At 59.6% G+C, this 21,090-nt stretch carries 15 protein-coding genes and 1 other annotated feature; of the genes, 9 read left to right on the top strand and 6 right to left on the bottom strand.

All coding sequences use genetic code 11. The annotated features are described in order from the left end of the window. Positions 1-11: 11 nt before the first annotated feature. The 3 genes from uca to QZH36_RS10730 all read right to left on the bottom strand — a co-directional run bounded on the left by uca (position 12) and on the right by QZH36_RS10730 (position 8,329). Complete coding sequence (uca, locus tag QZH36_RS10740; RefSeq protein WP_301730186.1) at positions 12-3,626, bottom strand: urea carboxylase; 3,615 nt, start codon at positions 3,624-3,626, stop codon at positions 12-14. Next, positions 3,619-5,415, bottom strand: a complete 1,797-nt coding sequence (gene atzF / locus QZH36_RS10735; protein WP_301730185.1) for an allophanate hydrolase — start codon at positions 5,413-5,415, stop codon at positions 3,619-3,621. Before atzF ends, uca begins: the two co-directional genes overlap by 8 nt. A gap of 217 nt (positions 5,416-5,632) precedes the next feature. After that, positions 5,633-8,329: a P-type ATPase actuator domain-containing protein gene (locus QZH36_RS10730; protein ID WP_301730184.1), complete on the bottom strand. Its 2,697-nt coding sequence runs from the start codon at positions 8,327-8,329 to the stop codon at positions 5,633-5,635. 340 nt (positions 8,330-8,669) lie between these two features. Between QZH36_RS10730 and sltY the strand changes: the two genes are divergently transcribed. Both sltY and trpR read left to right on the top strand, forming a co-directional pair. Further along, the gene (sltY, locus tag QZH36_RS10725) at positions 8,670-10,592 is read left to right on the top strand and encodes a murein transglycosylase (RefSeq protein WP_301730364.1); all 1,923 of its coding nucleotides are present in this window, start codon (positions 8,670-8,672) and stop codon (positions 10,590-10,592) included. A gap of 53 nt (positions 10,593-10,645) precedes the next feature. Further along, positions 10,646-10,975 (top strand): trp operon repressor, encoded by a 330-nt coding sequence (gene trpR, locus QZH36_RS10720; protein ID WP_125290501.1) that lies wholly within the window; start codon positions 10,646-10,648, stop codon positions 10,973-10,975. On the opposite strand, the gene yjjX is transcribed toward trpR, so the two are convergent. Continuing rightward, entirely contained in the window at positions 10,961-11,503 is a 543-nt protein-coding gene (gene yjjX, locus QZH36_RS10715) for an inosine/xanthosine triphosphatase (RefSeq protein WP_301730183.1), read from the bottom strand. The genes trpR and yjjX overlap by 15 nt on opposite strands. Positions 11,504-11,554: 51 nt before the next feature. Here yjjX and gpmB point away from each other — a divergent pair, with 51 nt between their 5' ends. Next, on the top strand, positions 11,555-12,202 hold the full coding sequence (gene gpmB, locus QZH36_RS10710) for a 2,3-diphosphoglycerate-dependent phosphoglycerate mutase GpmB (protein ID WP_253455399.1): 648 nt from the start codon (positions 11,555-11,557) through the stop codon (positions 12,200-12,202). Between the two features lie 28 nt (positions 12,203-12,230). On the opposite strand, the gene robA is transcribed toward gpmB, so the two are convergent. Beyond that, the gene (gene robA / locus QZH36_RS10705; protein ID WP_253455397.1) at positions 12,231-13,112 is read right to left on the bottom strand and encodes an MDR efflux pump AcrAB transcriptional activator RobA; all 882 of its coding nucleotides are present in this window, start codon (positions 13,110-13,112) and stop codon (positions 12,231-12,233) included. Between the two features lie 174 nt (positions 13,113-13,286). Here robA and creA point away from each other — a divergent pair, with 174 nt between their 5' ends. Continuing rightward, positions 13,287-13,760, top strand: coding sequence for a protein CreA (gene creA, locus QZH36_RS10700; protein ID WP_301730181.1), 474 nt, complete (start codon positions 13,287-13,289; stop codon positions 13,758-13,760). A gap of 49 nt (positions 13,761-13,809) precedes the next feature. Here creA and arcA read toward each other — a convergent pair whose 3' ends face one another. Beyond that, entirely contained in the window at positions 13,810-14,526 is a 717-nt protein-coding gene (gene arcA / locus QZH36_RS10695; protein WP_125290506.1) for a two-component system response regulator ArcA, read from the bottom strand. Positions 14,527-15,131: 605 nt separating this feature from the next. On the opposite strand from arcA, the gene QZH36_RS10690 reads away from it, so the two are divergent. The 5 genes from QZH36_RS10690 (at position 15,132) to thrC (ending at position 20,854) form a co-directional block, all read left to right on the top strand. Next, a complete protein-coding gene (locus QZH36_RS10690; protein ID WP_301730180.1) occupies positions 15,132-15,830 on the top strand; it encodes a tRNA/rRNA methyltransferase in 699 nt (232 codons plus the stop codon). Between the two features lie 188 nt (positions 15,831-16,018). Beyond that, complete coding sequence (thrL, locus tag QZH36_RS10685) at positions 16,019-16,093, top strand: thr operon leader peptide (RefSeq protein ID WP_301252455.1); 75 nt, start codon at positions 16,019-16,021, stop codon at positions 16,091-16,093. Further along, positions 16,026-16,150 (top strand) — a sequence feature (Thr leader region). It overlaps the preceding gene by 68 nt. Positions 16,151-16,172: 22 nt before the next feature. Beyond that, entirely contained in the window at positions 16,173-18,632 is a 2,460-nt protein-coding gene (gene thrA, locus QZH36_RS10680) for a bifunctional aspartate kinase/homoserine dehydrogenase I (protein ID WP_253455391.1), read from the top strand. A 2-nt stretch (positions 18,633-18,634) separates the two neighbouring features. After that, a complete protein-coding gene (thrB, locus tag QZH36_RS10675; protein WP_301730179.1) occupies positions 18,635-19,564 on the top strand; it encodes a homoserine kinase in 930 nt (309 codons plus the stop codon). Positions 19,565-19,567: 3 nt separating this feature from the next. Next, positions 19,568-20,854, top strand: coding sequence for a threonine synthase (thrC, locus tag QZH36_RS10670; RefSeq protein WP_301252432.1), 1,287 nt, complete (start codon positions 19,568-19,570; stop codon positions 20,852-20,854). Positions 20,855-21,090: the final 236 nt, after the last annotated feature.

Below are 21,090 nucleotides of genomic sequence, written 5' to 3'. Positions count from 1 at the left end.
CGCGCCGCGCCTTATTCCAGCCACAGCAGCGCGTCACCCGGCCTGACCGGCCGACCCGGCTGGCAACCGATACGCCTGACGCGGCCCGCCTGCGGCGCGTTGACGGTCAGCTCCATCTTCATCGCCTCCACTACGATCAGCGGCTGGCCGACCACCACTTCGTCGCCCGGCTGTACCAGCACTTTCCAGATATTGCCGTTGAGATCGGCACTGACCAGCAGGCCATCCTCCTCTTCCTGCGGCAGCAGCGTCTCCTCGCTGGTCAGCGGCGCGCCTTCCTCTTCCTGCGCCCACAGCGCGACCTCGGTTTCGAAGGCGCTGGCCTGGCGCTGGCGGAAATCGGCGATATCGGCGGCGTTTTCCTGTAAAAAGCGCGTATGTTCGGCAAAATCAAAGAAGGTTTCTTCGATGGCGATGCGGCCCCGGCCTTCGCGGAAGTCTTCCCGCAGCCTGTCCAGCTCCGTCTCGCTGACCGGATAGAAACGCACCTGGTCGAAGAAGCGCAGCAGCCAGGGTTCATTCGCCGCAAACTGGTCGTTTTTCAGGAATTTGTTCCAGATCGGCAGCGTACGGCCCACCAGCTGATAGCCGCCGGGGGAATCCATGCCGTAGATGCACATATACATGCCGCCGATGCCGACGGTGCCTTCGGCGGTAAAAGTGCGGGCCGGGTTATATTTGGAGCTGAGCAGACGATGACGCGGATCCACCGGCACGGCGCAGGGCGCGCCCAGATAGACATCGCCCAGCCCCAGGATCAGGTAGCTGGCGTCGAACAGCGTCTGGCGCACCGCCTCGCGCGTTGGCAGCCCGTTGATGCGCTGAATAAAATCAACGTTGTTCGGCAGCCACGGCGCGCTGGCGCGCACCGTTTCTTTGTAGCGTTCGACGGCGCCCAGCGTGGCGCTATCCTCAAAGGCCATCGGCAGATGCACGATGCGGGAAGGCACCCGCAGCTGGCTGACGTCGCCCAGCTCTTTCTCCACGCGTAGCAGCAGCGCCAGCAGCTGTTTCTGGCTGAGGATGCGGCTGTCGTAGCGGATTTGCAGCGAGCGCACGCCCGGCGACAGCTCCTCCATGCCCGGCTGGCCGGTTTCGCGCAGGGCAATCATCAGCAGATGAACGCGCAGCCGTAGAGCCAGATCCAGCACGTTGTCGCCATACTCCAGCAGGATATAGTTATCGCCCGCCTGCCGATAAACGGCGGCTGGCGTGCTGGCTGTGGCTTCAAGCGCGGCCAGGATAGTGCCCGAACCGTGCGCGGTTTCCGCCAGCGACGGCACGGCAAAGGCGGGCGTGGTTATGTTATGCAGCGTGTTAATCCGCGCCTCCTGCGCTTTCTCCAGCGCCAGCGCCTCGTCAAAACTAATCGGATGGAAACGGATGCGGTCGCCCGGCTTGACCTGGCCGACTTTCCACAACTCCGCTTTGGCGATGGTCACAGGACAGACGAAGCCGCCGAGGCTTGGCCCATCGCGCGTCAGGATCACCGGAAAGTCGCCGGTAAAATTCACCGCGCCGATAGCGTATTCACAGTCGTGCACGTTAGAAGGATGCAGGCCCGCTTCGCCGCCGTTGGGGCGCGCCCAGTCCGGTTTTGGCCCAGCCAGCCGCACGCCAAGCCGGTTGGAGTTGTAGTGAACCTGCCACGACTGCGCGAAGAACTCATCAATGGATCGCTGGGTAAAAAAGTCCGGCGCGCCGTGCGGGCCATAGAGCACGCCGATGCGCCATTCGTCGCCGTAGGTGGGGATCAGCGCGGCGTCAACGGCCTGCGGCTCGCCGACCGGCGCTGGCGTGGTACAGGCGGCAAGCTGCGGCTGCGAAACGGGCAGCATATCAGCCACGCGCAGCGTGCGTCCGGCATGGCCGCCAAACTGGCCAAGGGCAAAGGTCGAACGGCTGCCGAGATAGTCCGGCACGTCAAAACCGTTGCGTACCGCCAGGTAGGTGCGGCAGCCCGTCTGCGCGCGGCCCAGCGTCAGCGTCTGTCCGGCTTTGACCGTCACCGGCTGCCAGTAGCCGACCGGCGCGTCATCCAGCGTTGCCGGGCAATCCGCGCCGGTTAAGGCGATCACGGCGTCGGTGTGGAAGCGCAGCGTCGGGCCTTGCAGGGTAAACTCCAGGCCCGCCGCTTCTTCCGCGTTGCCGACGATGCGGTTCGCCAGCCGAAAAGCGAAGTCGTCCATCGGGCCGGACGGCGGCACGCCGATGTCCCAGTAGCCGGGACGGCCAGGGTAATCCTGAATGCTGCTCCAGGTGCCGGGCTGGAGCACTTCAATGACGTGGGCCGCAGGCGTAAAGCTGTCCAGCTGGCGCGTCCACACCTGGCCGCTGCGGAACTCGTCGGTGGCGATAACCTGACGCAGATAGTCAAGATTGGTAGCAATGCCGTGCAGCCGCGTTTCATTCAGCGCCTCGCGCATTTTTGCCAGCGCCGCCTCGCGGTTTTCCGCGTGAACGATCAGCTTGGCGATCATCGGATCGTAAAAGGCGGAAACTTCTGAACCCGTCGTTACACCGCTGTCCACGCGCACCCCTTCCGGGAAGCAGACGTCCGTCAGCACACCGGGGCTAGGCTGAAAGTTTTTTACCGGATCTTCGGCATAGAGCCGCACTTCTATCGCTGCGCCCTGCGGGGCCTGCGCCATACGCGCCCAGTCCGGCTCCACGCCCGCCGCCACCTGCAACATGCACTCGACCAGATCCAGCCCGGTCACGCATTCGGTGACCGGATGCTCGACCTGTAAACGGGTATTCACTTCCAGAAAGAAGAATTCGTCGCGCTGCGCGTCGTAGATATATTCCACCGTGCCCGCGCTGCGATAGTTGACGCGCTCGCCCAGCCGGACAGCTGATTCCAACAGGGCGCGACGCGTAGCTTCCGGCAGATTGGGCGCGGGCGTCTCTTCCACCACTTTCTGATTACGGCGCTGTAGCGAGCAGTCGCGTTCACCCAGGGCGACGACTTTGCCTTTGCCGTCGCCAAAAATCTGTACTTCCACGTGGCGCGCACGATCGATGCAGCGTTCCAGAAAGACGCCCGCATCGCTGAAGAACTGCTCGCCCAGGCGGCGGACGCTTTCCCAGGCGTCGCGCAGCGCCTGCGCGTCGCCGCAGCGGGTTAAGCCGATGCCGCCGCCGCCCGCAGTACTTTTCAGCATCACCGGATAGCCGATGGCGTCCGCGGCGGTTAAGGCTTCCGCCAGCGAGTTCAGCAGCGGCGTGCCCGGCGTCATCGGCACGCCAGCCTCGGCGGCCAGCTCGCGGGCGCGGTGCTTGAGGCCGAATTCGCCGATTTGCTGCGCCGTGGGGCCGACGAAAACGATGTTCGCAGCTTCACAGGCCGCCGCAAACGGCAGGCTTTCGGAAAGAAAACCGTAGCCGGGCCAGATCGCCTGGGCGCCGCTCTGCTGCGCCGCTGCCAGGATCCTGTCGATACGCAGATAGCTGTCGGCGGCTTTTTCGCCGCCCAGCGCGATGGCGATATCCGCCTCTTTGACATGCTGCGCGTTTTTATCCGCGTCGGAATAGACCGCCACGCCGGTAATGCCCAGCTTTTTCAGCGTGCGCAGGGCGCGGCAGGCGATTTCGCCCCGGTTGGCGACAAGAACGGTATTAAACATGGGAAGCCTCCTTGCGCGCCAGCCAGTTGCGCCAGCCGCCAAACTCGGTGATGTCCCGGGCGTCGGCCAGCGCCGCCGGTTCGCAAATAAAGCCTTTTACCTGACGACCATCCTCCAGCGTCAGCGTGCCGATGCCGAGCGGCGCAGGGATTTCCGCTACGAATTCGCCAAAGCGCGCCAACGGAATGTCCCACAGCTCGACGGTAATGGCTTTGCCGCCGGTCGCTTTCGCCAGCCCCGGCTTGGGCGGCTGGGTGTTGGCCAACGCATAAAGGCGATAGGCGTCGGCGGTGCGGGTTTCTTCCACCAGCACCGCATTGCGGCGGGTTAACTGATGATTCAACGGCATTCCAGTCAGGTGCGCGCCAACGACCGCGACACGAACGTGGTGTGGCGAAGCGGGCAAAGCGGACGGCGCGGCGCAGGCTTTTCCGGTCGCGCCCAGGTCGAGCGCCAGGCTCTGCTGCCAGCGCTGTCCAAAGGTCGCCAGCGCGCGATCGTGCCACGCGGGCGCAATCAGCGTGATCCCGGCGGGCAGCCCGTCCTCACGGAATGGCCCTGGCAGGGCGAGCGCCGAGAGATCGGCCAGGTTAGTAAAGTTGGTATAGGTGCCAAACTGCGAGTTATAGCGCACCGGCTCCTGCCGCATCTCTTCCAGCGTGTGGATGGTCGGCGACGTTGGCACCACCAGCGCGTCAAACTGGGCAAGCGTCTGCTGGATCTGACGGCTCAGCTCCGCGCGCAGGTATTCCGCCCGATAAGCGTCAACCGCGCTGTAGTGCTGGCCGCTGGCGATAATGCCGTACACGGTCGCATCCATCTTTTCCGGATGGTGCAGCATCTCGCCGACGGCCGCGGTACGTTCGGCTACCCAGGGTCCCGAGTAAAGCTGTTCGGCCAGCTGGTGGAACAGCGCGAAATCGATGGGATGCAGCGTGGCGCCGCACGCCTGCAGCGCGGCCAGCGCTTTTTCCCAGGCGGCTTCGGCCTGCGCATCGTCAAAAAAGGTGGGATGAGAAGGAACAGCCAGGCGCGGCGCGGCAGGCAGGGCGGCGGGCGCCAGCGCCGGATTGTCGCGTGAATAGGCGTCGCTGGCGTCATAGCCGCCCGCACACGTCGCTACCTGGAAAGCATCCTCTACCGTCAGCGCAAACACGGAAAGCGTATCGTTCAGGCGGCAGGCTGGCAGCACGCCGGTGGCCGACAGCCAGCCTTTGGTCGGCTTCAGGCCGACGATATTGTTAAAGCCGGCCGGGACGCGCCCTGAGCCAGCGGTATCGGTGCCCAGCGCAAAGCAGACCAGGCCACGAGCCGTCACGGAAGCCGAACCGGAGCTGGAGCCGCCGCTGACGTAATCCGCATTAAAGCTGTTTTTCACCGCGCCATAGGGCGACCGCGTGCCGACCAGGCCGGTAGCGAACTGATCGAGATTGGTTTTGCCGATGACCACGGCGCCCGCCGCCTTCAGCCTGGCGACCGCAACGGCATCGGATGCGGCTTCGTGAGCGAAAGCAGGGCAGGCGGCGGTGGTCGGCCAGCCCGCCACGTCGATATTGTCTTTCACCGCAAAGGGCACGCCGAACAGCGGCAGCGACTGCGGATCCTTCTGCCAGGCCGCCAGCAGCGGTTCCGTCTGCGCCCGCAGCTGAGAAGGGGTGGCAAGATAAAGCCAGGCGTTATCTTCCAGGCTCAGCTCCGCCAGCAAAGAGGAAAGGGTAGCGAACAGCTCCTGCGGCTGCTGCTGATGGTAACGCCGCCAGTCATTCAGGGTAAAACCGGTGAAAGCCATAGGTTGAATTCCATCTGGTATACAAGATGGAATAAACAGAGCAAAAGCCGTGCCACACGGATAATTTACTGATTATTAAATATTTAAATAAATAAGGCAGGCGAGGGTGCACGTTATTTGGGCAGTGAATGAACAAAAAAGGGGCGATAAGGAAGCTGGCCGTGCGGGAACGTACAGCACCAGGGGCCGCAGCGAGCGGCGCCCAGGCCGTGCGCTATTATTCTGCCGGATGCCACTGTTCGATGGCGGACTGCTGTCGGCGCCGCGTCAGCATTTTTTCCAGCTCGAATACGGCAAACAGCAGCGCGCCGACGGCCAACGTAAGCAGCCAGATTTCCTGCGGCAGCGGCACGGTGGCAAACAGGCTTTGCATCACCGGCAGGCCGAACAGAGCCAGCTGCAACAGCGCGAGCAGAGCGCTCGCCAGCCAGAAACCATAATCTTTCAGCAGGCCGGTATTGAGCGAAGATCGCGCCGGTTCGCGGCAGTTCAGCAGCCAGACCCACTGCGCCACGATCAGCGTTTGTAGCAGCACGGCGTGAATAAATTTTGGTTCGTAGCCGCGTGATTGCAGCCACAGCTCGGTTACGAAAGCGCTCAGCATAATGGTTACGCCTGTAAAGCCGAGGTGCCAGAACCGGCAGCCTTGCGCCGAATGGCTCGCTTCTCGCGGCCGGGAACAGACAGGCGTGGACGCTGTTTTTCCGCTGATAAGGCTAACGGCAAGCGTGACCGACGCCGCGACATTTATCCATAAAACCTGAAGAGGCGCGATCGGAATAAATTTTCCTGCCAGCAGGGCGGCGATAAACAGCAGCGTCTGCGCCAGGCAGATTGGCAGCATAAAGCGTCCCGCTTTTTTCAGGCCGTCGCGAAGGCGCTGGCCTTCCTGTACGGCGCTGATAAGCGCGGCGAAATGATTATCGGGCAGCACGAGATCGGCGATCGCTTTTGTCGCGTTGCCGTTTGCAGCCTGTGTCGCTATTCCGACATCGGCCTGTTTGAGCGCGGGGATATCCTGAGCGCCGTTGCCGGTGATGCCGACCACTTCGCCCTGGCTTTGCAGCGCGGCGACCAGCCGTTGCCTGTGCGCGGGCGTCATGCCCACAAAGATGTCATAGCGATCCACCACCCGGGCCAGCTCAATATCGCTCATTCGCTCCAGCTGGCGGCCGGTCAACTCGCTATGGCTGCCGCCAATGCCTGTCATTCGACCAATGGCCAGCGCCGTTGCCACAGGGTCGTCGGCCAGCATTTTTACCCGGATCCCGGCACGCTGGCAGTCGACAATCGTTCTGGCTGCTTCAGGACGCGGCGGATCTATCATGGCCGCTATGCCGCAGAAAATCAGGCCGTTTTGCAAATCGTCGTGGCAAAGCGCGGCCTGGTTTTTATCGGCCGGACGGCAGGCGCTGGCAATAAGGTGCAGGCCTTCTGCAGCGTGGTGCGCTATTTGCTGCTGCCACCAGGCAACATCCAGCGCTTCCAGACCCTGTCCGGTCTGCTGGAAGTCGCATATCCGCAGCAGCGCTTCCGGCTCGCCGAGCGCCAGAATATAGCTTTCGCCGTCAACCAGATAGCGCGTTGCCTGATACTTTCTGAGCTCATCAAACGGCAGCTTATCCAGCAGCAGCGCCGCCCGTTCAGGCAGGTGCGCTTTGGCAGCCGCCACCTTAAGCGCGGCCTGCGTCGGCTCGCCGGTGATGCGCCAGTTTTTTCCCTCATCTTTTAGCAGCGTGCTGTCGCTGCACAGATCCATATTTCTTAGCAGGTCGCGGAGCCGGGCGTGTACGGCTGGCGCTATGACGCTACAGTCTTTGTCCTGTAAAAAGCGGCCTGTCGGCTGGTAGCCGTTGCCCTCTACGCGGATCGTTTCTTCGTGCAGGATCAGCGCCCTGACCGTCATTTCGTTCATCGTCAGCGAGTGGGTTTTATCGCAGCAGACGACGCTCAGCGCGCCCAGCGTTTCCGCCGTGGAGAGATGGCGGACGGCAATATTCATTTTCCTCAGGCGCCATATGCTCAACGCCAGCGCCAGCACGATAATCATCGGCAGCCCTGCCGGCACGGCGGCAACCGCCAGACCGGCCAGCGTCTGCATCAGTCCCTGCATCGGCAGGCTGTGCCGCAGCAGCGCATAGAAGAACAGAAAAGCGATCAGCGTGACCATCAGCAGCCAGAAGCCGTTGCCGAGCCTGTCGAACGATCTTAGCTGCGGCGTCCGGCGCGGTCTGACAGAGCACAGGGCCGCCTCGATGCGACCCAGCTGCGTTTTTGCTCCGGTGGCTACCGCAATACCGGTGGCGCAGCCTGAAACCAGCGTGGAGCCGCAAAAAAGCATATTGCTGCGGACTTCCGCAGGCCGTTCGCCTTCGGTCGCGGCCGTTTGTTTGGCAACGGCGGTTGCTTCTCCCGTTAACATGCTTTCATCCACCCGCAGATTTTGCGCCTCGATCAGGCGAAGATCGGCAGGGACTTTATCGCCCGCGCCCAGCATAATGATGTCGCCCGGCACCAGGCTGCGGGTATCCACCTGCAGAATATTACCCTCGCGCCTGACGCTTGCGCGATCGGGAAAGCCGTCTGCAAGATCTGGCGAGCTTTGCGTGGCGTTTTGCTGTAGCCAGTTAGCCAGCAGGTTAAGCAGAATAACGACAAGGATGACGCCGGTATCCAGCCAATGTTCGGTAACGGCGGTTAACACCGAAGCCAACAGCAGAACGCAGATTGGCGCGGTCAGCAGGCGCATCAGCGGGCACCGACGCCTGCGCGGCGGCAGCGTATTGGGGCCGAGGCCGACCAGACGTTTCTGCGCCTCTTCTGCGGAAAGCCCCGATTCATGACTCTGCATTCTTTTTATTACGCCAGCCGCATCATAACGATACCAGGCAGGCGGCGATTTTAATTTTTGCATCACAGGTAATCCTTGCGGGGAGTGGATAACAGAACCCGCTACCAACGTCATAACATCAGTGAGTCAGATGGCTGTTCTCCGCCAGTCAGGCTAAAGGCGGGTAGCGTTGAGGCGAGCAAGGAAGGCTATGCTGAAGGAAAGCAGGGCAAGGATTGTTGATCGCAATTAACCTTTAGCCAGCCAAAATAGCCTGACGAAGCCCTGTTGACCCGGCGTTTAAAGAAGTCAGGTTAAGTAAATTTGCCGATGCGGCATAGCGGGAGTCGCCAGGCCTGGTTAGCATGTTAAGAGCTTTAATGGTAAGCACAGGACAAAGAGAGGCGTTAACGTGGGAAAAGTCATGGCGGACAAGTGGCGGTTTTGGGCGGCAGGCGTTTGCCTGGCGATAGTAACAGGCACGGCGCACGCGGATTCGCTGGATGCGCAGCGCACGCGCTACCTGCAAATCAAGCAGGCCTGGGACAATAAACAGATGGATCAGGTTGCGCAGCTGATGCCCACGCTGCGCGATTACCCGCTTTATCCTTATCTTGAATATCGCGAGCTGGCGCAAAGCCTCGATCAGCAGAGCAGCTTCGTTATCAACGATTTTATTAAAAAAAACCCGACGCTGCCGCCGGTTCGCGCGCTTTCCTCAAGCTTTATCAACGAGCTGGCGCGACGCGAAGACTGGCGCGGCCTGCTGGTGTTCAGCCCGACCGAACCTAAACCTGTTGCCGCACGCTGCAACTGGTACTACGCCAAATGGGCCACTGGCGAGCAGCAGGTGGCCTGGAAAGGCGCTAAAACGATCTGGCTACGCGGCACCTCGCTGCCGCCGGGCTGCGACAGGCTGTTCAGCGCCTGGCAGGCGGCAGGCGAACAGACGCCGATTACCACGCTGGAGCGTATTCGTCTGGCTATGGTGGCCGGCAACAGCAACCTGGTGAATTTCCTGGCGGATCAGCTTCCTGAGGATTATCAGACCATCGCCAGCGCGGTGAAAGATTTGCAAAACAATCCGCAAAACGTGGAGGCCTTCGCCCGTATCGCCGGCCCGACCGATTTTACCCGCCAGGCCACCGCCATCGCTTTCGCGCGCGTGGCGCGTGAAGATGCCGAAAACGCCCGCGCGATGATCCCGACGCTGGTGCGGCTGCAAAAGATGAGCGAGCAGGAAGAGCAGAGCCTGAAAGAGGCGGTCGCGTGGCGATTAATGGGCAGCGACGTGACGACGGAACAGGCGCGCTGGCGCGATGACGTGGTGATGCGCAGCGATTCCGATGCGCTAATCGAGCGCCGCGTCAGGATGTCGCTGGGCAACAACGATCGTCGCGGGCTGAACACCTGGATCGCCCGACTGCCGGTAGAAACCAAGCAGAAAGATGAATGGCAGTACTGGCAGGCCGATCTGCTGCTGGAGCAGGGCCGCAAAGAGGAAGCCGATAAAATTCTGCGCGGCCTGATGCAGGAGCGCGGCTTCTATCCGATGGTCGCCGCCCAGCGTCTTGGCGTTGCCTATCCCCTACAGATTGACGAGGCGCCGTCGGTAGAGCGCAGCCTGACTCAGGGGCCGGAAATCGCCCGCGTGCGTGAACTGATGTACTGGAATATGGATAACCTGGCGCGAACCGAGTGGAGCTACCTGGTCGGCAGCAAAAGCCGCAGCCAGCAGCAGCAGCTGGCGCGCTACGCCTACGAGCAGAACTGGTGGGTGCTCAGCGTGCAGGCGACCATTTCCGGCAAGCTGTGGAACAGCCTGAAGGAGCGCTTCCCGCTGGCCTATCAGGAACAGTTTAAGCGCTATACGGAAGGCAAAGCGATCCCTGTCAGCTACGCGATGGCGATTGCCCGCCAGGAGAGCGCCTGGAATCCGAAAGCCCGCTCGCCGGTTGGCGCATCCGGGCTGATGCAGGTCATGCCCGCGACCGCGCAGCATACGGTGAAGGTCTATAGCCTGCCGGGCTACAGCAACAGCAGCCAGCTGCTGGATGCGGAAACCAATATCCAGATCGGCACCCAGTATCTGGAATCGGTCTATCAACAGTTTGGCCAGAACCGCATTTTTTCTTCGGCGGCCTATAACGCCGGGCCGTCGCGGGTCAGAACGTGGCTGGGGAACAGCGCTGGCCGCCTGGACGCGGTCGCTTTTATCGAAACCATTCCTTTTTCGGAAACGCGTAACTATGTAAAAAACGTGCTGGCCTACGATGCCTACTATCGTCACTTTATGCGGCAGTCGGACAATATTCTCTCTGACGGCGAGTGGCAGCGACGCTATTGATCCCGCCCGGCCTGTGCTAGACTGCTGTACTAGTTAAAGAGTATGGGCCACCTATGACTGAACCTTCCATTCCCGTAACGATGGAACCGCACAACGAAGAGTGGCAGCGCTTTGTTGTGCTGCTCCAGCACGCTTTTGACAACGGACTGCACCTGCCGCTACTTCAGCTGATGATGACGCCGGACGAACGCGAGGCGCTGGGCACGCGCCTGCGTATTATCGAAGAGCTGATGCGCGGCGAGATGAGTCAGCGCGAACTGAAAAACGATCTGGGCGTCGGCATCGCTACCATCACCCGTGGCTCGAACAGCCTGAAAAGCGCGCCGCCTGCCCTGAAAACCTGGCTGGAGGCGCAGCTGCTGAACGGTTCAGATAAGATCTGATCCGTCGGTGCTTTGCTGGTATACCGCGTTATGGAAAGGGCAGAGCGCCAGGATCAGCGCCTGATGATAGACGCTGGTGCGGCTGAGCTGCCCGGCGGTAAAGGCGCCGATCGCGCCGCCCTTATGCTTGATGTTTTCAATGCCGGTCAGGCTCGCCATCACTTCGCCCAGTTCGCGTCCGGCCGCAATGCCTTTCAGCACCACCGGCGGCAGCGTAAAGCTGGCGGAGCGTGACTCGCCGCGCTGCTGACGGTTTTCAATCACCATCCAGGCAAACGCGCTTTCGCCTTCAATACCGGCTTCAATCGCCACCCAAAAATCCGCCTGCGGACGCAGCTGACGGGCATTTTGCACGCGCTGGCGTGCGCCAGTTCTCGTTTCTGCATCTGTAAGGGGCTGCAGGGCCACGCCGCTGTCGACCTCGACGCCCTCCATATGGCAGGATCCCTCACCGAAAATATCGCTGAAAGCCTGAGAAATTGCCTTAATTTTTGCCGGATTAATGGTTGCAGCGACAACATGGTACATAATTGTTTGAACCCCTTACGCAAATTTGCCGCAGTATAACGGAAAACAGCAATGTTACAGGTCTATCTTGTTCGCCACGGAGAAACGCTTTGGAATGCAGCGAGACGCATTCAGGGACAGTCGGACAGCGCGCTGACGGCTAAAGGAGAGCAGCAGGCGCAGCAGGTGGGTGAACGGATGAAACATCTGGGCATTACTCACGTCATCGCCAGCGACCTGGGCCGCACCAAACGCACGGCTGAAATCATCGCGGACGCCTGCGGCTGTGAAGTGACGCTGGAGCCGCGTCTGCGCGAGCTGAATATGGGCGTGCTGGAAAAGCGCCCGCTGGATTCGCTGACGCCGGAAGAAGAGAGCTGGCGCGCCACGCTGATCAACGGCACCGAAAACGGTCGTATCCCGAACGGCGAGTCGATGACGGAGCTGGCCGCGCGAATGCACGAGGCGCTGAACGCCTGTCTGAACCTGCCCGCCGGCAGCCGTCCGCTGCTGGTCAGCCACGGTATGGCGCTGGGCGTGCTGGTGAGTACGCTGCTGGGGCTGCCTGCGTGGGCCGAGCGTCGGCTACGGCTGCGCAACTGCTCCATTTCCCGCGTCGATTACCAAAAGAGCGCCTGGCTGGCGTCCGGTTGGGTAGTGGAAACGGCGGGAGACGTGTCGCATCTGGATGCGCCCGCGCTGGACGAGCTGCAACGCTAACGAAGACGCGAAGCCGGGCTGAACCGGCTTACTCCTCAGCCTGGCGGCGGATCGGGATCAGATATTCGCAGCGGATATCTTGTGGCGGTTCCGGCTGCCTTTTGCCGCCGTGCGTGTGGAAACGCTCAATATCCTGCCCGTGGCGGCGCGTCAGCTGTAGCGTCGGCATACAGGTACCGTAAAGCAGCAGGATAAACTCCTGCAGGCTGGTTCTCGGCCCTTCGTAGGTAAACTGCACGTACTCGCCGCCTTCCAGCAGCACCGTTTGCGTTGCCGGGACGGGATGGAAAAGCTTATCGGACGGCACGGCGGTGGTGTAGAGAATTTCCTGCTCGTCATCTTTTTCCACGCTGGGCCGCGACTGGTGCAGGCCGTACAGCACGGGCGGGATGGTGTCGGTTTCCGTCAGGAACTGCCGCCAGAAATGCAGGCGCATCTCATCGCGATAGCTGGAAATCTGCTCCAGCGTGCAGGTATAGCTTTGCGTTTGTCCCACCAGCACCGTTTCCGGCAGGGTGACGTAAGTGGCTTCGGGCAGCTGAAAGTCATCCAGCCGGATCGGCGGACGCAGGCCGAAGGAGTGCCAGTCGGAGGCGCGACGATACCAGGCCGGCGTCTGGTTAAACTGTTTTTTAAACGCGCGCGTAAAGGTCTGCTGCGAGTCGAAGCGATACTGCAGGGCAATATCCAGAATAGGGCGGCTGGTCAGGCGCAGCGCGACCGCGGCTTTTGACAGCCGACGTGCACGAATATAGGCGCCGATAGCATGACCGGTAACTTCTTTAAACATCCTTTGCAAATGCCATTTTGAATAGCCTGCTCTGGCTGCGACGTGATCCAGAGACAGCGGCTGGTCAAGGTGGCCTTCAAGCCAGACTAGCAAGTCGCGAATGATACCGGCTTGATCCATAAAACGTCCTCATCCTGGTTAATATTGGTGCAGCAGCAGTGCTGGACGTGCTGAGAGTGAAATTTCGTTTTGTTAGTCCGGTATGCTATACCGGGGCACGCCAGGTCCGCCAGCGTAAAAGCGCTAAGCGAGGTAACTTACAATGTCATCTATTTTCTATGCAATGGTAACGTTATGACAATGAAAAAAATGTTAATGGTCACGGCAATAATGCTCACCCCTTTTATGGCGCGTGCCGAAGTGGTCGGCTCGGTCGATACCACCTTTAAAGTGTTTGGGCCCGATCATAAGATTATGGTCGAAGCCTTTGACGATCCCGATGTACAAAACGTGACCTGCTACCTCAGCCGGGCAAAAACCGGCGGGATCAAAGGCGGGTTAGGTCTGGCGGAAGATACGTCGGATGCCGCTATTTCCTGCCAGCAGGTTGGGCCGATAACGCTCAGCGACAAGATTGCCCAAGGGAAAGCAGAAGGTGAAGTGGTGTTTCGTAAGCGCACCTCGCTGGTGTTCAAAAAGCTACAGGTAGTCCGCTTTTACGACCGCAAACGTAACGCGCTTATTTACCTTAGCTATTCCGACAAGGTGGTGGAAGGCTCGCCTAAAAATGCGTTAAGCGCCGTTCCCATCATGCCCTGGAGCCGCTAAGGCAAGCGAGAGGGGGCCGCGAAAAACGACCCCTCAACGCAGCACTGGCTTACTCCTGCAGGTCGCCGCAGAAACGGTAACCTTCACCATGAATAGTGGCGATAATTTCCGGCGTGTCCGGCGTGGACTCAAAATGTTTACGAATGCGGCGGATGGTGACGTCCACGGTGCGATCGTGCGGCTTCAGCTCGCGGCCGGTCATTTTTTTCAGCAGATCGGCGCGGGTCTGGATTTTGCCCGGATTCTCGCAGAAGTGCAGCATCGCGCGGAATTCGCTACGCGGCAGCTTGTACTGTTCGCCCTGCGGGCCAATCAGCGAGCGGCTGTTGATATCCAGCTCCCAGCCGTTAAAGCGGTAGCTTTCAACCAGCTTGCGCTCCTCGCTGTGCGGCGCCAGATTCATGGTGCGCGACAGCAGATTACGGGCGCGGATAGTTAGCTCACGCGGGTTGAAAGGCTTGGTGATATAGTCATCCGCCCCGATCTCAAGGCCGAGGATCTTATCGACTTCGTTGTCCCTGCCGGTCAGGAACATCAGCGCCACGTTGGCCTGTTCACGCAGTTCGCGCGCCAGCAGCAGGCCGTTTTTGCCGGGAAGGTTTATATCCATGATGACCAGGTTGACGTCGTTCTCTGTCAAAACCTGATGCATTTCTGCACCGTCCGTAGCTTCATAAACCATGTAGCCTTCGGCCTCAAAAATACTTTTGAGAGTATTGCGAGTAACTAATTCGTCTTCAACGATAAGTATGTGCGGGGTCTGCATGTGTTCGCTACCTAAAATTGCCAAAAAACGATATGGGCATACAGCAGTTACCGTATGGGTAATACGCGGGCGCCGATTGACGCGTAACGCGGGCTGTACGGAATATGTTCACAAGCCATTCATGGACCGGAAAATACCAGATAAAAAAGTATATTCCCTGTCTCGGCAAGGTCAAAAATGGCGTATATCCTAACCTCATTAACAGCAACATAACAGCACAAGCCACGACCAACAGCCAATAAATAAAGCTTAATTGACTTATATCAATCCAATTGTAGCACGTTGAGGTGCTGTTGAAAAACGCCCCGCCAAAGGGCGATTTAGCTGGATAAGCGCCGCGCAAAGATGAAAAAATAAACGGCTTTCTTTGCAAAGAGTATAGATAAAATTTAACAATTCTTAATTGCCTGAACTACATGAGATTATCGTCAGATAAATGTTTTTATCGCTAAAATCAGCGGAAAAAAGCCGTAGTTTATAATTATAGCTGGTCAGACAGGTCGTTAGTATGTTGTTGATTTGTTAAAATGATAGCAGAGGTTTCCCGTCCATCTTATGCCACGGGACCCTCAGGATATGTCCACACTGAACTTAAGAAGGCCCTTATGCGTTTTCCCCTGATACTTGTTTCACCTGCCCGACCTGAAAATGTGGGGGCGGCGGCCCGCGCCATGAAAACCATGGGATTTGATGAATTACGGATCGTAAACAGTCAGGCGCATCTGGAAGCGGGCGCACGACGGGTCGCGCATGGCGCAGGCGAGATCCTGGAACAGGCTACGCACTGGCCTTCGCTGGCTGCCGCGCTGGTGGATATCGACTTCAGCATCGCTACCACCGCGCGAAGCCGGGCAAAATTCCGCTATTACGCCACGCCGCAGCAGGTAGAAAGCCAGCTGGCGGAAAAGCAGCAGTGGATCGGCAGCGCGGCGCTGGTGTTTGGGCGTGAGGATACCGGCCTGACGAATGAGGAGTTAGACCAGGTGGATTTGCTGACCGGCATTCCGATGGCGGCGGACTATCCTTCGCTGAATCTTGGGCAGGCGGTGATGGTGTACTGCTATCAGCTGTCGGCGCTGCGTCAGGTCGCCGCCGTGCCGGCCGTCACGGCTGACGGTCAGCAGCTGAAGGCGCTGCGCCAGCGGCTCAGCCAGCTGGTTGAGCGGCTTGAGGTCAGCGACGATCGCAAACTGGTCGACTGGCTGGATCAGCGTCTGGGCACGCTGCAACAGCGCGACACCGCTATGCTGCACCGGCTGCTGCACGACATAGAAAAAAATCTTATAGATAAAAAAACTGGTTAACGCTTTATACATAGCAAGACATGCTAAGGGTAAGCGGCTTTCGCCTTGATTAAGATCTGTTTTCAGGCCAAATCCCTGGCGGGCGTTTTGTCAGCCGATTTGCGCCTGCGGATAAAAAAATTGACTTAGCCAGGGCTTTGCTTTACTTCTGAAAGCGGACAAATTCAAGACAGACAGTAAAATCTAAAATGCGTACTTACAGCCTGATGACAACAATCATTATTACCACCACCACCATTACCACAGGTAACGGTGCGGGCTGACGCATACAGGAAAAAATAAAAAAAGCCCGCACCTTAAACAGTGCGGGCTTTTTTTTCGGCAAAAATTCAGGAGATGATTATGCGAGTGCTGAAATTCGGTGGAACCTCAGTCGCCAACGCGGAAAGATTTTTGCGCGTGGCGGATATTCTGGAGAGCAATGCTAAGCAGGGACAGGTCGCTACCGTATTGTCCGCGCCGGCCAAAATCACCAACCATCTGGTGGCGATGATTGAAAAAACCATCAGCGGGCAGGATGCGCAGGTAAACCTGCTCGATGCCGAAAAGATTTTTGACGTTTTGCTGCAAGGGCTGGCGGAAGCGGAGCCGAAATTTCCCTACGCCCGTCTGAAAGCCGTGGTGGATGCGGAGTTCGCTCAGCTGAAGCAGGTGCTGCACGGTATCGGCCTGCTCGGCCAGTGCCCGGACAGCGTCAATGCCGCCATTATCTGTCGCGGCGAGAAGCTGTCGATCGCCATTATGGAAGGGCTGCTCCAGGCGCGCGGCTACGGCGTCAGCGTGATCGATCCTGTTGAAAAGCTGCTGGCGGTTGGCCACTATCTTGAGTCCACCGTGGATATTCCTGAATCCACTCGCCGTATCGCCGCCGCGCAGATCCCTGCCGAAAATATGATCCTGATGGCGGGCTTTACTGCCGGAAACGAAAAGGGCGAGCTGGTGGTGCTGGGCCGTAACGGCTCCGACTACTCCGCCGCCGTGCTGGCTGCCTGTCTGCGCGCCGACTGCTGTGAAATCTGGACCGATGTCGATGGCGTTTACACCTGCGATCCGCGTCAGGTGCCGGACGCCCGCCTGCTGAAAACCATGTCCTATCAGGAGGCGATGGAGCTTTCCTACTTCGGCGCTAAAGTGCTGCATCCGCGCACCATCACGCCGATCGCCCAGTTTCAAATTCCCTGCCTGATTAAAAATACCGCCAACCCGCAGGCGCCCGGCACGCTGATCGGCGGCGACAGCGCCAGCGACGATAACCCGGTAAAAGGCATCACCAACCTGAATAACATGGCGATGTTTAACGTCTCCGGGCCCGGCATGAAAGGGATGATCGGCATGGCCGCGCGCGTGTTCGCCGCCATGTCCCGCAGCGGCATTTCCGTGGTGCTGATCACCCAGTCTTCTTCCGAATACAGCATCAGCTTCTGCGTGCCGCAAAGCGATCAGCTGCGCGCCCGTCGCGTGCTGGAAGACGAGTTCTTCCTGGAGCTGAAAGACGGGCTACTGGAGCCGCTGGACGTAATGGAAAATCTGGCCGTGATTTCGGTGGTGGGCGACGGAATGCGTACGCTGCGCGGTATCTCCGCGAAGTTCTTCTCGGCGCTGGCGCGGGCCAATATCAATATCGTAGCCATTGCGCAGGGCTCTTCAGAGCGCTCTATTTCCGTGGTGGTGCATAACGACGACGCCACGACCGGCGTGCGCGTGGTGCATCAGATGCTGTTCGCCACCGACCAAGTGATCGAAGTGTTTGTGATCGGCATCGGCGGCGTGGGCGCCGCGCTGATCGAACAGCTTTCCCGCCAGCAGGCGTGGCTGAAGAACAAGCATATCGATCTGCGCGTCTGCGGCATCGCCAACTCCAAAGCGCTGCTGACCAACGTGCACGGCATTCCGCTGGACAACTGGCAGGCCGCGCTCCAGGAAGCCAAAGAGCCTTTTAACCTGGCGCGCCTGAACCGTCTGGTGAAAGAGTATCATTTGCTTAACCCGGTGATTGTCGACTGTACCTCCAGCCAGGCCGTAGCCGATCAGTATGCGGATTTTCTGGCCGATGGTTTTCACGTGGTCACGCCTAACAAAAAGGCCAATACCTCATCCTGGCAGTACTATCAGCAGATGCGCGCGGCGGCGGCTAAATCGCGCCGCAAGTTCCTGTACGATACCAATGTGGGTGCGGGCCTGCCGGTGATTGAAAATCTGCAAAACCTGCTTAACGCCGGTGATGAGCTGCTGCGTTTCTCCGGCATTCTGTCCGGATCGCTCTCTTATATCTTCGGCAAGCTGGACGAGGGCGTGTCGCTGTCGGAAGCGACCCGTACAGCGCGCGAAATGGGCTTTACCGAGCCGGATCCGCGCGACGATCTCTCCGGGATGGACGTGGCGCGCAAGTTACTGATTCTGGCGCGTGAAGCGGGCTATCAGCTGGAGCTGAGCGATATCGAAATCGAAGCCGTGCTGCCGGAGGCGTTTAACGCGCTGGACGTGGAAACCTTTATGCAGCGGCTGCCGGAGCTGGACGACGCTTTTACCGCCCGCGTACGCCGCGCGGCCGATGAGGACAAAGTGTTGCGCTTTGTCGGCGTGATTGAAGAGGGCGGCCGCTGCCACGTGAAGATCGACGCCGTTGACGGCAACGATCCGCTGTATAAAGTCAAAAACGGCGAAAATGCTTTAGCTTTTTACAGCCGCTATTATCAGCCTATACCGCTGGTGCTGCGCGGTTACGGTGCCGGTAACGACGTGACCGCCGCGGGCGTGTTTGCCGATCTGTTACGCACCTTGTCATGGAAGTTGGGAGTTTAAACATGGTTAAGATCTATGCGCCAGCCTCAATTGGCAACGTCAGCGTCGGCTTCGACGTGCTGGGCGCGGCGGTTTCGCCCGTCGACGGAACGCTGCTGGGCGACTGCGTAACGGTGGAGGCGGCCAGCGAGTTCAGCCTGCGCAACGAGGGACGCTTCGTCAGCAAGCTGCCTGCCGATCCGCAGGAAAATATCGTCTGGCAGTGCTGGGATCGCTTTTGCGAGGCGATAGGCAAACGCGTACCGGTAGCGATGACGCTGGAAAAAAATATGCCGATCGGCTCCGGTCTGGGATCTAGCGCCTGTTCGGTGGTGGCCGGACTGATGGCGATGAACGAACATTGCGGCAGGCCGCTTGACGACAACCAGCTGCTGACGCTGATGGGCGAGCTGGAAGGCCGGGTTTCCGGCAGCGTCCACTTTGATAACGTGGCACCCTGTTTCCTGGGCGGCCTGCAGCTGATGCTGGAAGAGAACGGCGCGATCAGCCAGCCGGTGCCATGCTTTGATGACTGGCTGTGGGTGATGGCCTATCCCGGCATCAAGGTTTCCACCGCCGAGGCGCGGGCGATCCTGCCTGCGCAATATCGCAAAGAAGATATCATCAAACACGGCCGCTATCTGGGCGGCTTTATTCACGCCTGCCACACTCAGCAGCCGGAACTGGCGGCGAAGCTGATGCGCGACGTGATCGCCGAACCCTACCGCACTAAACTGTTACCGGGCTTCGCCAATGCCCGCCAGGCCGCCCAGGATATCGGCGCGCTGGCCTGCGGCATTTCCGGCTCCGGGCCGACGCTGTTCGCCGTCTGTAATCAGGCCGACACGGCGCAGCGCATGGCAGACTGGCTTCGCCAGCACTACCTGCAAAACGAGGAAGGCTTCGTCCATATTTGCCGCTTAGACACGGCTGGCGCACGTAAACTGGGATAACGCATGAAACTTTATAATCTGAAAGATCACAACGAGCAGGTCAGCTTTTCACAGGCGGTTAAACAGGGTCTGGGCAGCCAGCAGGGGCTGTTTTTCCCGCTGGAGCTGCCGGAGTTTGAGCTGACCGATATCGACGCCATGCTGGAGATGGATTTCGTCAGCCGCAGCAGCAAAATTCTCTCTGCTTTTATCGGCGACGAAATCGACGCGCATCATCTGCACGAGCGCGTGAAAAACGCGTTTGCGTTCCCCGCGCCGGTAGCGAGAGTCACCGACGATATTTCTGCGCTGGAGCTGTTTCACGGCCCGACGCTGGCTTTTAAAGACTTCGGCGGCCGCTTTATGGCGCAGATGCTCTCTTACGTCAGCGGCGCGGACGAGAAGATCACCATCCTGACCGCCACTTCTGGCGATACCGGTGCGGCCGTAGCCCATGCGTTTTACGGCATGGACAACGTGCGCGTGGTGATCCTCTATCCGCAGGGCAAAATTAGCCCGTTGCAGGAGAAGCTGTTCTGTACGCTGGGAGGCAATATCCAGACGATCGCTATCGACGGCGATTTCGACACCTGCCAGTCGCTGGTCAAGCAGGCCTTCGACGACGAGCTGCTGAAGAAGGCCATCGGCCTGAACTCGGCGAACTCGATCAATATCAGCCGCCTGCTGGCGCAGATTTGCTACTACTTTGAAGCGGTGGCGCAGCTGCCGCAGGAAAAACGCAATCAGCTGGTGGTGTCGGTGCCGAGCGGTAACTTCGGCGATCTGACGGCGGGCCTGCTGGCGAAATCACTGGGCCTGCCGGTGAAGCGTTTTATTGCCGCCACCAATGCCAACGACACCGTGCCGCGCTTCCTGAAAGGCGGCGAGTGGCTGCCTGCCGCTACCGTTTCCACGTTGTCGAACGCCATGGACGTCAGCCAGCCGAACAACTGGCCGCGCGTTGAGGAGTTGTTCCGCCGCAAAACCTGGCGCCTGACCGACCTGGGCTTTGGCGCGGTAGATGATGAAACCACCCGCGCTACTATGCGCGAGCTGGCGGATCTGGGCTATATCTCCGAGCCGCACGCCGCTATCGCTTACCGACTGCTGCGCGATCAGCTACAGGAAGGCGAGTTCGGGCTGTTCCTGGGGACGGCGCATCCGGCCAAGTTCAAGGAGAGCGTGGAAGAAATCCTGGGCCAGACGCTGCCGCTGCCGCAGGAGCTGGCGGATCGCGCCGATCTGCCGCTGCTGTCGCACAAGATGGCCGCCGATTTCGCCGAGCTGCGCGACTTCCTGCTTTACAAATAACGCCTGCGGCCCTTATTCATAAGGGCCTGAGATTGTTGACACACTCATCCTCTGTCATCAAGTCGCATTGGGGCCGGTGGAAAGCAGCGGAGGCAGATCGGAACACGGACACGCCGTGAATACGTCCATGTAGGCTCGTTTCGCGCGTCCATGCGCGAAAACGGTCCGCTTATCCGCTCAGCCTCTGCCGCTGTGAAGCGGTTGTGTCGCTATCAAAAACGACAGTGTAGAGTCGC

The sequence above is a fragment of the Erwinia wuhanensis genome, assembly GCF_030484085.1.
GTDB classification, from domain to species: domain Bacteria; phylum Pseudomonadota; class Gammaproteobacteria; order Enterobacterales; family Enterobacteriaceae; genus Erwinia; species Erwinia aeris.
This window is presented reverse-complemented; position numbering and strand designations above follow the sequence as displayed.